The sequence below is a fragment of the Acidobacteriota bacterium genome (genome assembly GCA_039028635.1).
Classification (GTDB): domain Bacteria; phylum Acidobacteriota; class Thermoanaerobaculia; order Multivoradales; family JBCCEF01; genus JBCCEF01.
Window position 1 is genome coordinate 61,749 of record JBCCHV010000006.1, and the last position, 13,051, is coordinate 74,799.

A 13,051-nucleotide genomic window follows, 5' to 3' on the forward strand; every position below is an offset into this window, starting at 1 on the left:
GCTACTCTTGGCCGTAGCCGTGGTTGAGCAGCAGCCCTTCGAAGCGCCGCAGGGCACTGGCGATGACCGGCCAGCGGTGGCGACGGGCGGCCTGCTCGAGGTCTGCCCCGATGGCGCTGATCTCCGGTATACCGAAGGACCCACCGCTACCCTTGAGGGCATGGCCGATGGCACGGATGGGTGCCAGATCGCGCGCCTTCACCGCCTGCTGAAGCTGTTCGTAGTCGTGCTGGCAGCGCGCCAGGAACTCCGGCAGCATGGCGCGGATCTCGGGATCGTCCTGCGGCAGCGACATCGGCGGCGGGCCGGTCAGCACTCGGTGTACCGCCGTCATCAGCGCCTCCTCCCCCATCGGCTTGTTGAGGCAGAGGTTGCAGCCGACCTCGCCGGCGCGCGCATCCTCCGGATCGATCACCCCCAGGATGGCGAGATCGGCGGTCCGTGGATCGTTGCGCAGACGCCGCACCAGGGCAACGCCGCCGGGCTCCGCCATCTCCAGGTCGAGGAGGGCCAGAGCGACGCTACCGCCGCAGGCATGTCGCCAGGCTTCGTCGGGGTCGTCGTGGGGAACGATCCGGAAGCGTCCGGTGAGGTCGCCGAGATAGAGCGAATAGAGATCCCGCAAGGCCGAAGACTCGTCGACCACCAAAATCGCGGGACGACGATCGATGACGCTTGCCACCCGGTCGATCAACCGGTGGCGGTCAAAGGGTTTGACCAGCACGTCGTTCATGCCAGCCTCCTTGCATTGCGCGGCGATCGCCTCGCCACCGTGGCCGGTGAGCGCCAGAATGGGCACCGGAGGCCTCCCGGCCCGCTGCTCCCGTTGCCGTAGAACGCGCGCCGCCTCGAGGCCGGCGAGGCCGGGAACCTCGAGATCCATCAGAACCAGGTCGAAGACCTCGGCGGTCGCCCGCCGCAGGGCGACATCGCCGCGGCGCTCCCATTCCACCTCGAGACCGGCCGAGCTCAGGTGACGCCGCGCCAGCTCACCGACCGCCGGATGGTCCTCGACCAGCAGCACGCGTCCCTGGGCGAAGCGGCGGAGGGGCCGATCATCCGCTTCCTCGCGGGGCGGCACGAAGCGTTGGAAGCTGAGCTCGAAGTGAAATCGGCTCCCGCTCCCCGGCTGACTCTCGACCCAGATGCGCCCTCCCATCATCTCGACCAGGGTGCGGGCGATGCTGAGACCGAGGCCAGTTCCCTCCTGCTCGCCGGAGCCACCGCGCACGAAGCGATCGAAGATTCGGCGCAGATCTCGGCGCGCGATACCGACTCCGGTGTCGGCGACCGCGAAGTGCAGTCCGAGCTCGCCGGGAGCCTGCGCCGTCGTCGGTCTCAGGGCCACCGACACCCTGCCCCGGGAGGTGAACTTGATGCCGTTGTTGACCAGGTTGACCAGCACCTGACGCAGGTGTGCCGGCTCCCCGACGAGGGTCGCCTCGATGCCGGGAGCGATCTCGCAGGCCAGATCGAGATTCTTCTTGCGAGCCTCCGGGGTCAGGCTTTCGATCACCTCTCGAACCACCTTCGCCGGCTCGAAGGGCAATTCCTCGAACTCGAGCTCGCCGGCCTCGATGCGAGAGAACTGCAGCAGCTCCTTGATCAAACGCAGAACCGCCTGGGCGTTGACCGCGATCAGGGAAAGGAACTCGCGCTGCTCGTCCGAGACCTCCGTACCGAGGGCCAGCTCGGTCATCCCCAGGATGACGTTGAGAGGCGAGCGGACCTCGTGGCTGACCGCCGCCAGAAACTGGCCCTTGGCCTCGTTGGCGGTCTCCGCCAGGCGGCGAGCTTCGACCAGCTCACGGCGTGCCTGGCGCCGCTCGGTGACGTCGAGAGCATGGCCGAGGACGTAGGGCGGCCTGCCGGACTCTTCCCAGTGGGAGTTGGAGTAGGCCCATTCGCGCTCCTCGCCAAAGCGGGTCAGTACCCGCATGATGCCTTGCGCCACCCCCTCGTCCCGCAGCATCTGGAGATAAGAGGCCATCTGGTCGCGCACCCGCGGCGCCAACAGCTCCGCCAGCGGCACGCCCCGCAGGTCCTCCGGCAGGTAGCCGAGGGCGGCCGCCGCCGCCGGGTTGACGGACAGCAGGCGCCCGTCGAGGTCGTGAGTGCAGATCAGCCCCTGACTGTGCTCGACGATATGGCGATTGCGGCGCTCGCTTTCCTCGAGGCGCTGCTCGATGAGCTTGGTCTCGGTGATGTCGCGCGCCACCGCCGCGACGTGACTCACCCGCACCCCGTCCGCCCGGTAGGGTGAGTTGATCACCTCGAAGTGACGGCGGCCGCTACCGGCCAAGGTCAACCAGGCGCGGTAGCGCACCTGCTCGCCCGCCAAAGCCTGTTCGAGAGGCCGCCGCAGGACCTCCTCGAACTGCCGCTGGCCCCACACCTCGGCGACGGTTCGTCCCACCAGGCCGCTGCGATCGCGACCGTGTCCGGCACAGTAGGAGTCGCTCACCGCCCGGTAGACGAAGTGGGTTCCGATGAAGCTCATCAGGTCCGGCGACGAGTTGACGATGAACTCGTACTGCCGCGAGATCCGCTCGGCGAGGCGCCGCTCGGTGATGTCACGACCGAAGAGGGCGGAGCAGCCCTCGCCGTCCGGTGGGGCGATGGCGAGCTCGAAGCAGCGACCATCGGCCTCGAGCTCGAGGGGACCGAGGTCGTCCCCCAGCAGCACCTGCTGAAAGCGTCGCCGCCAGCTCTCCGGGAGCCGACCGCCGACCCCGGAACCCCAGGCCGCCAGGATCGGACCGCTGGCCCGATTGGCATAGAGGATCTCGCCATCACGACTCAGCCGAACCACCGGATTGGGATCGGCCTGGCGATCGACGGGGTCAGCGGAGACCATATTTCTTGAGCTTGCGATAGAGGGTGGTGCGACCGATGCCGAGCTGGCGACAGACCTCTGAGAGGTTGCCTTCGTTGGCACCCAAGGAAGCCTGGATCGCGCGGCGCTCGATCTCTTCGAGGCTCAGGCCCTCGTGGATGGATTCGGCAGGAGCGGTGGGCTCAGGCCGCGACACCGCCGCCGGACGATCCAGTCGCGTCGGGAGGTCGGAGGGCGTGATGAGGTCGTCTTCGCAGACCACCGTAGCGTGGTGCAGGGCATTTTCGAGCTCTCGCACGTTGCCCGGCCAGGGCTGCTCGGCGAGCAGCGCCAGAGTGTCCGGAGAACAGCTCAGGGACCGCTGCGGAGCGATCTTGGCGAGCAGCCGTTCCACCAGCAGGGGCAGGTCGCCCTCGCGCTCGCGCAGCGGCGGTACGGCGAGCTCGAAAACGGCGATACGGAAGTAGAGATCCTCGCGGAAGGCGTCGGCCTCGACCTGGCCCCTCAGGTCACGATGGGTCGCCGCCACCAGGCGAAAATCGGAGACCACGTCGGTCGAGCCGCCGACCCTCCGGAAGGTCCTTTCCTGCAGAGCGCGCAGCAGCTTGGCCTGCAGCGACAGGGAGAGCTCGGCCACCTCATCGAGAAACAGGGTGCCGCCATCGGCCTCTTCGAAGCGGCCGAGACGGCGCTTCTCGGCACCGGTGAAGGCGCCCTTCTCGTGTCCGAAGAGCTCGGATTCCTGCAGACTGTCCGGAATGGCCGCACAGTTGAGGGCCACGAAGGGGCCATCGCGGCGCTCGCTCTCGCGATGGATGGAGCGCGCGATGAGCTCCTTGCCGGTGCCGCTCTCGCCTTGGATCAGGACCGTGACATCGCTCCCGGCGAGGCGTCCGAGCTGACGGAACAGCCGCTTCATGGCCGGCGACTGGCCGATGATGTCGCCCTGACCGCGACCCTCGACCTCGCGCTCGAGCTGGCGCAAGCGCACCGCCATGCGATAACGCTCGACGGCATTGCCCAGGGTGGTGACGAACTTGGTGCGCTCGATCGGCTTGGCGAGGAAGTCGAAGGCACCGTGGCGCATCGCCTCGACCACGGTGGCGACATCGCGATCCGCCGTCAGGACGATCACCGGCAGTCGCGGATGGCTCTTGCGCACCCGCTCCAGGACCTCCATGCCCCCGATCCCCGGCATATTGAGGTCGAGCACCAGTGCCGACGGCAGCGAGCGGGTCAACTGGGCAAGGCAAGCCTCTCCGCTGTCGGCGAGCAAAGGCTCGAATCCCTCCAGCTCCACCCAACGCGCGACGAGGCTCCCAAGACTGAGATCGTCGTCGACCACCAGGATCAGATCCTCTGATCCAGTTGAGGAAGTCACAGGAGCACTTTAGCAAAGACCGGGCAGAATCCCGGATCGAATTTGCGGGTCAAAGGCGGCGATGGTCCGTCACCGGCATGGCGCGACGCAGCCGCTGCACCCGCGCCGGATCGATCTCGGCGAGGGCCAGACCGGGGCCTTCGCCGACCGTCGCCAGCACCTGACCCCAAGGATCGATAATCATGGCGTGGCCGAAGCTCTCGCGCAGTCCGCGGTCGTCGTGGCGTCCCTGCTGCGCCGGCGCCAGCACGTAGCACTGGTTTTCGATCGCCCGGGCGCGCAGCAGGGGATACCAATGCGCCCGTCCGGTGGTGAGGGTGAAGGCCGACGGCACGGCGAGGGCTTCGGCCCCGGCATCGACCAGCCGGCGGTAAAGCTCCGGAAAGCGCAGGTCGTAGCAAATCGACAGACCGAGAGCGAGCCACGGCGTCGCCGCCACCACCGGTTCTTCTCCGGCGACGACGGTGCGCGACTCCTGAAAGGAAACCTGCTCCGAGAGGTCGACATCGAAGAGATGGATCTTGCGGTAGATCGCCAATTGCGAACCGTCCGGGCCGAACAGAACGGAGGTGTTGTAGCAGCGCTGTGGATCCGCCGAACGCTCGTTGAACGAACCCAGCAGGAGGTGAAGGTGATGCTGCCGAGCGAGACCACCGAAGCGCTCGCAGGTCGGTCCATCGAGGGTCTCGGCGAGACGCACCTTCTCCTCGTGGGGGCCGAGGTAGTTGGTGTTCTCGGGAGTCGCCACCCGCCGGGCGCCGGCGGCCGCCGCCCGCGCCACCAGATCCCGCGCCTGCCGCCAGTTGCCTGCGGCATCGGAGCTGGCGTTCATCTGCAGCACCGCCGCCAGCAGCGGCTCGCGATGGGACGAAGGATCCGACGAGGCTCGTTCTGGGCTCATGGCTCACTCGTAGCGTAGGGCGGTCGCCGGGTCGACCCGTGCCGCCCGCCAGGCGGGCAGGGCGCAGGCCAGCAAGTTGACCGCCAGGGCGAAGCCGACGATCGCCGCCAGGTCCGCCGGCCGGACCCGAAAGGGTACCGAGGTGATGAAGTAGATGGCGGCGACGTCGGGATCGAAGCGGATCAGCTCGAACTCCGTCAGCAGCCAACAGATCAGGGTCCCGAGGCCCGCTCCGAGGAGCACGCCGACCAAACCGAGGACCGAGCCATAGGTCAGGAAGATGGCGCGCAGGCTCGCCGGCGACAGTCCCATCGCCCCCAAGACGCCGAGCTGGCGCATGCGGTCCCGCACCAGCACGACCAGCGTCGAGGCGACATTGAACGTCGACACCAGGACGATCAGGCCGAGGATCAGGAACAGGGCTCTCTGCTGGCCCTCGAGGGCGGTGAACAGGTCGCGGTTGAGCAACCGCCAGTCGCTGACCAGAAAATCCGGACCGAGTATCTCCTCGGCCTTCTCGACCACCCCCGCCGGCCGATCCGGGTCGTCGAGGGTGAGCTCGTAGAGCCCCATGGCGCCGGCGCCGCTGCTGTCCTCGACCAGGTCGCGATGCACCAGCACCCAGGCGGCATCGAACTCGGCATAGCCCACCGTGAAGGTGTCGCTGACCCGCAGGCTGCGGTAGCGGAAACGCGGCCGGCCGGCCTCGAAGCCGAGCACGACGAGGCGCAGTTGGTCGCCGACGGAGACCCCCAGACGGCGCGCCAGCTCGCTGCCGAGGACGGCGCCGGCGGTGCCGTCGGCGGCCACACCGAGGTCGGCGGCGGACGCTCCGAGCTGCCCCCCGCCGGGCTCCACGCCGCGCAAGGTGACCTCGAGGCTGTCGCTACCGCTGCCGGGCAGCGAGAGGGTTCCCTGGGCGAAGGCGACGCGTCCGACGGCGACCACGCCGGGGATGGCCTCGAGGGCGGTGCGCTGCTGCTGGCTCAAGTCCTGGCCACCGGGAATCAGCGACTGCGCCATCACCGGCGCGTTGCCCTCGATCAGCTTGCGCCGCAGGTCTTCGCGATAGCCGGTCATCAGGGCCATGGCGATCACCATAGCGAGAACCCCGAGGGCGGTGGCGGCCAGCGCCACCCGCGCCGTGCCGTCGAGGAGTCGGCTCCGGCGACCGCGCAGAAAGCGCCAGGCGATCACCCAACTGAGGGGACCTCGCAGTCCCGGGCGGTCGCGCTCCGCAGGGCTGGCGATCGCCGGCGAGGTCACCGCACGACCCGGGCCAAGAAGCGATCGAAGAGCTCGCTCGCATCGTGCGGCCCGGGCGCCGCCTCCGGGTGGTACTGCACGGCGTAAATCGGCCGGTCGCCGACCCGGAAGGCCTCGACCGTCTGGTCGTTGAGATTGCGCTGACTGACCTCGACCTGGCGCGGCAGGGAGGCCGCATCGAGAGCGAAGCCGTGGTTCTGACTAGTGATCGCCACCTGGCCGCTGTGCTGGTCGTGCACCGGCTGGTTACCGCCGTGGTGGCCGAACTTGAGCTTGAAGGTGCGGCCCCCGAGGGCCAGACCGAGGAGCTGATGACCGAGGCAGATGCCAAGGATCGGCAGGTCGCAGGCGATCAGCGCCCGGATGTTCTCGACCACCTCCGTGAGGGGCTCCGGGTCGCCGGGGCCGTTCGACAGCACCACGCCGTCGACGCCCAGCTCGAGGATGCTCTCGGCCGACGTGCGGGCCGGCACGATGGTCAGGCGGGCGCCGCGCTCCGCCAGCGAGCGCAGGATGTTGGCCTTGACCCCGAAATCGTAGACCGCCAGGTGGCAGCGCTGGCGCGGCGGCGGCTCCGGCCACTCCCAGGGTTCCGAGCAGGTCACTTCGTCGACCAGGGCACGGCCCTCCATGGTGGGGAACTCGGCGAGCTCGGCGGCGAGGCTCTCGAGATCGTCGCGCTCGGTGGTCACCACGCCACGCAACGAGCCGTGATGGCGCAGATGGCGCACCACCGCGCGAGTATCGAGATCCTCCAGCGCCGGCACTTGCCAGCGGCGCAGATACTGCGGCAGGGACTCATCGCTGGCGGTGCCCGACGGCCGCTCCGTCATGCGCCGCACCAGCAAGCCCTCGACCCACGGCCGGCGCGATTCGGAGCTCTCTTCCAGCACGCCATAGTTGCCCATGTGAGGCTGGGTCATGATGACGATCTGGCCGCGGTAGGAGGGATCCGTGAGGATCTCCTGATAGCCGGTCATCGAGGTGTTGAAAACCACCTCGCCGAAGCAGGTCCCCGGGGCCACCGCCGTGCCACGGAAGAGCTTGCCGTCTTCGAGCAGCAGGAAACCTTCGCGGGGCACCGAGGTCATGGCCGTCTCCATGTCGTCGCTCGCTTCGAATTGGGGGATTCTTGGTTCTCGGGAAGATGCCGTCGGCAGCGCCACGAGCCTCGGAAAACGCGATCCCGTCGCGTCCCTGCCGCGGCCGCGAAGAGCCGCCGAAAGGGGCCGCCGAGGTCGCGGTATGATAGCAGAGCTTCGATCGGGAGAATGCCATGAATCGTCTGCTGAAAGCCCTCGTTCCGACCCTTCTGTCGCTGCTCCTCGCCGCCCCCGCCGCGGCCTACACCATCTATCTCAAGGACGGTTCCAAGATCGAAGCCCGCGAGGCCTACGAGGTGATCGACGGCACCGCCTACTTCACCTACATCAACGGCACCCGAACCTTTCTCGATGCCGGCGAGATCGACGTCGAGCGCACCCGCACCGCCAACGAGCAGAACCTCGGCACGGCGCTGGTCCTCGAGGGTGGCCGAGTGCGCGAGATGAAGAAGGACGAGGTGCAGCAGCAGGTCGACCGCAAGACCCTCGCCGACCTCATCGCCAGCCGGTCGTCGACCAACCTCGACCGCAACCAAGGCGATGCCCCGGGAACCGACCTCGCCACCGGACTGCCCCTGACCCGTTCCGGCCACACCGACCTGCGAGCGGCTCCACAGCGGCCCTACGGCGATGTCGAGCGCGCCAGCGCCATCGTCGGGCTGTTCCAGAGCCAGGGCCTCGAGGATGTCGAGATTCTCGAGGGCACCGGGCGCCGCAGCCTCTTGGCGCGAGTCGTCACCAGCTCCGAGCCCCAGGTCTTCCGGGCCATCGCAGTGGCCGCGGCAGCCCTCCGGCAGGCCACCGAGGACTCGGACCTCGAGTCCTTCCAGCTCGTGCTGGTCACCCCCACCGGCGAGCGCGCCGGCCAGTTCGAGATCACTCCCGAAATGGCCGATGACCTGGTCTCACGACGGGTCGATCTGCCGCTGTTCTTCCAGGCCCACGTTCAGTTCTGAGGCTCCGCCGCCGAGGCGGCGGTGAGGCGGATCGGCTCGAGGGCCCGTCCCGGTACTTGAACCTCCGGGAAACGCTTCGCCAGTTCGGCACGCACTCCATCGAGCTCTTGCGGCGGAATGTGCACCGCCGCTACAGCCTTGGCGTGCAGGTGGCGGCGCAAGCATTCCTGGCCGCTCGCCGACCAGTAGAACCAGTAGGGCACCAGCACCAGGTCGAGGTCGCGCTCGGCAAGGCCGTAGGGAGCGAAGTTCGCAGGATCGTCGAAGGCGTCACCGATATGCAGAATCTTCACCCCGCCGATGCGGATGATGTGACCGAGGTTCTGGATCCGGGCGTGGCGTCCCGAACCGTGGGAGAGGCGCAGGAACTCGACCTCGATGCCACCCCGCCGCAGGGTCTCACTCTCCCCCGGCTGCGGAAGCACCGAACGGAGCCGCCCCTCCCCCGGCGGTGGCTCTCCGAGAGCTTCCAGCACCTGCGGCGAAGAGGCCAGCAAGGCCTGCGGACGTGCGGCCAGGAAGGCCTTTGCCGGAGGCCCCTGGAAGTGATCGCGATGGACGTGGCTAGCGAGCACCAGATCGACCGTGTCGAAGGGTGGCGCCGCCGCTTCGAGCTTAGCGAGCAATGGCGCCGGCAGTGCACCGTAGAGGCTGTAGGGCTCGGCGAGGTGCGAATCGATCAGCACCGCCTCGTCGCCGGCACGGATCAGAACGCCCTCGTTGGCAGTGAAAAGAACCTCGACTTCGGCCGCGATCAGCGGCGAAACCAGCACCAGCCAACCGATCCACAGCAACAATCCTCGGCCCGCTCTCGCCATCCCTCGCCTCCTTTCCGGGGAGGTCTCCCCCTTCCCCTTGGACCGATTCCACCGGGCGGAAGTTCCAGCGCCTGAGAAATCGGTAGAATCGCGCCGTGACCACCATACTGATTGTCGCGTCGATCACTCTTCTCGGCTCTTTTCTCTGCTCCCTCTTCGAGGCCGTGCTCTATGCCGTCACGCCCTCGCAAATCGAAATCCTGAAGGAGAGCGGCAAGTCCGGCGCCAACAAGCTCGCCGGGCTGCGCGAGCATATCGACGAGCCGATCGCAGCCATTCTGACCGTCAACACCATCACCCACACGGTGGGCTCGGCTTGGTGCGGCGCGATGGTCGGGCGCCACTTCGGCGACCCCGCCGTCGGGGTCTTCGCCGCCGTCTTCACCATCGCTGTGCTGGTCTTCACGGAGATCATCCCGAAGAGCTTCGGGGTTCGCCATGCCTTCACCTTGGGGCCGCTGGTGGCCTGGCCGATGCAGGGGATGATCTGGATGGTCTGGCCGATCGTCAAAGCCTCGAAAGTGGTGATGGGCTGGATCGGTGGCAAGGGCGGTCACGGCGAGCACCCCAGCGAGGACGAGGTGATGGCCCTGTCACGGCTGGCCCATGCCGGTGGCTCCTTGCGACCGGAGGAGCAGCGCTGGGTGGAAAACGCCCTGCTCCTCGACCAGGTGACCGCCGGCGACCTGATGACGCCGCGCACGGTGGTTCACTCGGAGCCCCTCGAGACACCCCTCTCGGCGCTGCGCGACCTCGGCGGTCGCTGGCGCCACAGCCGCGTCCCGGTCACCGAAGGGGCGGACAAGGACGAGGTCCGCGGCCTGGTTTTGCGCCGCGAAGTGGTCGACCGGCTGCTCGCCGACGAGGCCTCCCTCACCCTCGGCGATCTGATGCGTCCGATGGAGTTCGTCGCCGAGACCATGCGCGGCCACGAGCTTCTCAACAAGCTGATTCAGGAGCGCCAGCACATGGTCGGCGTGACCGACGAGTACGGCGGCTTCGAGGGAGTGGTCACCCTCGAGGACGTCCTCGAGTGCCTGCTGGGCTCGGAGATCGTCGACGAGCACGACCTGCACGACGACCTGCAGGAAGTCGCCCGCCGCCGGGCGCTCGAGAACTAGCAGGCTGCTGAAAAAGTCCGCTTCGCGACTTTTCCAGCGCTGCTAGCCGTTTTTTCCGAGAGGGGCTACGCGCCCCTGACTGCGCGTCCCGCTCCGGCCCAAGAAGCGCGGTTCTTGGGCCTCCTCTCCCGTCGCGGCGACCTTGCCGCCGCCGAGCCCTCCCGGGCTCGGTCGCAGGTTGCCGATGACTTTTTCAGCAACCTGCTAGCAGACTGCTGTCCATCGATTCCGCCGAATCGATCCAGGCGGTCCCACAGCGTCAGGTCATCTCGACCAAGAGGGTTCCGATACCGCACCGCTCACACTGAAATCCGTACAGGGTGACGTAAGGCAAATCGCTTCGAACGGCTGAAGCGTGCATCCAGCCGACATAGAACTGAAGCTCACCGCAGGTCGGACAATGCGCGGACCGGTATGAGACCCGTCCTCCGAGACGGCCAAGGTGTCGGTTGGTCGATTCTTGTTCGGGTGAATAAGGGGCGATCCGGAGGTGGACTTTGGGGAAGTCGGCCTCCTCCCCGTCTCCGGGGCAACAGCTCTCGGCTTTGTGGAAATGGCCCCGGAGCTCGATTTTCTCCGATGCGGAATCCACGAGAAAGTCGATTCGGTCTTCGAGATTGTCGTCGCACTGCGAACAGGACGGAAAAAACCAGTGCTGAACCGGCAGGGCGGAGCCGGCGAGCGGATCCCCGGGCAACCACGAAACCTTGGCCGACAACACATGCTCGGGTGACCGAAGGCAGGTCAACGAGCGCTCCAGCGAAAAGAGCTGGTTGAACTCGGGACCGTACAGTACTCCCGTCGAGTGCTGCGGGCGGCCTCGCCCCGTCGCGGGTTCCGCCACGACCTCCAAAGATCCGGGCGAGAAACGGAGCTGCGCGGGGCCCTCCTTCGGAACGGCTACCTGATGCTCAGACGCCAGCTCGGCAACCGCTCGATATTCGCGGCCCAACTCGCCCAGTCGCTCGAGCGACCGATCACTGAGAACCCCGAGAAGGAGCATGGTCCGAATCCGCTGAATCTCCGTAAGTCGCGGACCGCCGTCATGGCCCGTATCGAGTCCCTCTCCGAGGCTCTTCTCGAGGGCTGAGGCCAGCTTCTCCACAGCCTCGTCCGAAGCACCCTGAGCCACCCACCAGAAGGTGTCGAAGTCCACGTTCTCCAACTGGCCGTGGGAGTCCTCGCTCCAGCCCAAAATCGAGTTGGCGTAGGGGCGAAAGCTATCCGGATCGAGGAGGAGGAGTTGCTCGAAACGGGGATCGGACTGAAGCTCCTGCAACAGATACCGGACCAGAGAGCGGCGTTGCCCCGGAGTCGCCGAGCTCAGATCCTCCAAGGAACCCTCGGTTCCGATCGTCACGTCGTAGTCCGGATCGTCCTCCGGATGCGGCACTCGCGGAGGGGGCTCGTCACCGACGATCTGAATCCACTCCGTGGTCCGCCGCTCACAGCTTTCGGTGGGCAGGATGAGCAAAGGCTCCTCCGCCGGCCCCCAGGCCAGGGAGCCGTCCGCCAGGGAAAAAAGGCACCCCCATTCGGTAGACAGACGACGTCGCGTCATACCATCCAAAGGCCCCCGAGGGACAAGCGTCTCAGGATCGAACCGGTGAACCTCATACCAGCAGGGCTTGCCGCCTGTGACCCGATTTCCCTGCCGGGGAAGGGGAACGATGGCCAGCAAATCCTCGTCGCGGCGAATCACCGGGCTCGCCGCCCCCACGGCGCGGGACGTCGCCCTGCGGCCGAAGCGGTTTTCGTAGGGCTCACAAGGTAGCCTACCGTCCCACCGCGAAATCACCTCCCCTTCCAGCGAGAGGCAGAGGATTCCGTCGTGACCTGACAGATAGAATTGATCCGTCTTTGGGTCGAAGAATCCATTCGCAGGCGAGAAGGCAGGGTTCTTCCACCACACGTCAGCCTTGAGGTCAGCGCCCTGGCCGATCGCCACCCGATGGCTGCCTACCAAAGCCCAAGTTTCACCCTCCGGCGCGAGGACCAGCTGAGGAAACGTGTCGGTGATCGGCTGCTCCGGAGCCTTGGGCTCACGCAGGCTGAAAGGAGATTTTTCCGCCTCTTCGCCAAGCGGATGAATCTGCCGCGCAACGCCCTCGCCGGCGCATCGCCAAACGACCTCTCCGCTATCGATCGCAACCTTCAGCAGACCCGCCACCGTCCGGCCGGAGATGGGCTCCTCGTAGGGATACTCACGATGCGATACCGAGAAAAGATACTCGCCGGCCGGATGGAGAATTCCGGCACCCTCGGGCAAAATGGCGGGTTCTGGGTCGGAAGAGACCGTCAGGTCGATTACCTTGTCCTGACTGTCGTAGGGATCGCGGAACGCCACCTTGCCCGCGGATGACGAGCTCACCATGCCTTTCACGCGAACCGTACGGGTCAGCTCCTGATCACGGAAAATTTGCAACTCGTGGGCACCGGCTCGGCAGAGGGTCCGGCTCGGTGGATGCTCGAAACAGTAGACCGCTTGCCTCATGAATGCCCGACCTCCCAAAAAAAGAGTGCTGAATCAGGGAACAGGCCTCCAACCCAGCCTCAAGGTCCATGCCTTGGCTCCTTCGGCGACGCTATCCTGCTTCGCTCGACCGGACCTTGCCCGAGGGAATCATGAGCTCGAGACCGAAAATCCGGGTCGCTCCAACCGATCCAAT

At 66.9% G+C, this 13,051-nt stretch carries 9 protein-coding genes; 2 read left to right on the top strand and 7 right to left on the bottom strand.

The window, feature by feature from the left end:
* Window position 1 precedes the first annotated feature (1 nt).
* From AAF604_04160 to carA, 5 genes are all read right to left on the bottom strand, one after another.
* On the bottom strand, window positions 2–2,857 hold the full coding sequence (locus tag AAF604_04160; protein ID MEM7048825.1) for a PAS domain S-box protein: 2,856 nt from the start codon (window positions 2,855–2,857) through the stop codon (window positions 2–4).
* Entirely contained in the window at window positions 2,844–4,181 is a 1,338-nt protein-coding gene (locus AAF604_04165; GenBank protein ID MEM7048826.1) for a sigma-54 dependent transcriptional regulator, read from the bottom strand. Before AAF604_04165 ends, AAF604_04160 begins: the two co-directional genes overlap by 14 nt.
* 85 nt (window positions 4,182–4,266) lie before the next feature.
* A complete protein-coding gene (locus tag AAF604_04170; GenBank protein ID MEM7048827.1) occupies window positions 4,267–5,118 on the bottom strand; it encodes a carbon-nitrogen hydrolase family protein in 852 nt (283 codons plus the stop codon).
* Between the two features lie 3 nt (window positions 5,119–5,121).
* Window positions 5,122–6,384, bottom strand: coding sequence for an ABC transporter permease (locus AAF604_04175; GenBank protein ID MEM7048828.1), 1,263 nt, complete (start codon window positions 6,382–6,384; stop codon window positions 5,122–5,124).
* The gene (gene carA / locus AAF604_04180) at window positions 6,381–7,475 is read right to left on the bottom strand and encodes a glutamine-hydrolyzing carbamoyl-phosphate synthase small subunit (protein ID MEM7048829.1); all 1,095 of its coding nucleotides are present in this window, start codon (window positions 7,473–7,475) and stop codon (window positions 6,381–6,383) included. Before carA ends, AAF604_04175 begins: the two co-directional genes overlap by 4 nt.
* Window positions 7,476–7,660: 185 nt before the next feature.
* Between carA and AAF604_04185 the strand changes: the two genes are divergently transcribed.
* Window positions 7,661–8,443, top strand: a complete 783-nt coding sequence (locus AAF604_04185) for a hypothetical protein (GenBank protein MEM7048830.1) — start codon at window positions 7,661–7,663, stop codon at window positions 8,441–8,443.
* Here the strand turns inward: AAF604_04185 and AAF604_04190 are convergent.
* Window positions 8,434–9,261, bottom strand: a complete 828-nt coding sequence (locus tag AAF604_04190; GenBank protein MEM7048831.1) for an MBL fold metallo-hydrolase — start codon at window positions 9,259–9,261, stop codon at window positions 8,434–8,436. The two genes, AAF604_04185 and AAF604_04190, sit on opposite strands and share 10 nt — an antisense overlap.
* A 95-nt stretch (window positions 9,262–9,356) precedes the next feature.
* Here AAF604_04190 and AAF604_04195 point away from each other — a divergent pair, with 95 nt between their 5' ends.
* A complete protein-coding gene (locus tag AAF604_04195; GenBank protein MEM7048832.1) occupies window positions 9,357–10,382 on the top strand; it encodes a hemolysin family protein in 1,026 nt (341 codons plus the stop codon).
* Between the two features lie 259 nt (window positions 10,383–10,641).
* Here AAF604_04195 and AAF604_04200 read toward each other — a convergent pair whose 3' ends face one another.
* Window positions 10,642–12,876 (bottom strand): hypothetical protein, encoded by a 2,235-nt coding sequence (locus tag AAF604_04200; GenBank protein ID MEM7048833.1) that lies wholly within the window; start codon window positions 12,874–12,876, stop codon window positions 10,642–10,644.
* Window positions 12,877–13,051: the final 175 nt, after the last annotated feature.

Excerpts from the sequence above, each read along its gene's own strand:
- AAF604_04185 (MEM7048830.1), top strand. The coding sequence starts at position 7,661 with ATGAATCGTCTGCTGAAAGCCCTCGTTCCGACCCTTCTGTCGCTGCTC.
- carA (MEM7048829.1), bottom strand. The coding sequence starts at position 7,475 with ATGACCTCGGTGCCCCGCGAAGGTTTCCTGCTGCTCGAAGACGGCAAG.
- AAF604_04170 (MEM7048827.1), bottom strand. The coding sequence starts at position 5,118 with ATGAGCCCAGAACGAGCCTCGTCGGATCCTTCGTCCCATCGCGAGCCG.
- AAF604_04200 (MEM7048833.1), bottom strand. The coding sequence starts at position 12,876 with ATGAGGCAAGCGGTCTACTGTTTCGAGCATCCACCGAGCCGGACCCTC.
- AAF604_04160 (MEM7048825.1), bottom strand. The coding sequence starts at position 2,857 with ATGGTCTCCGCTGACCCCGTCGATCGCCAGGCCGATCCCAATCCGGTG.
- AAF604_04190 (MEM7048831.1), bottom strand. The coding sequence starts at position 9,261 with ATGGCGAGAGCGGGCCGAGGATTGTTGCTGTGGATCGGTTGGCTGGTG.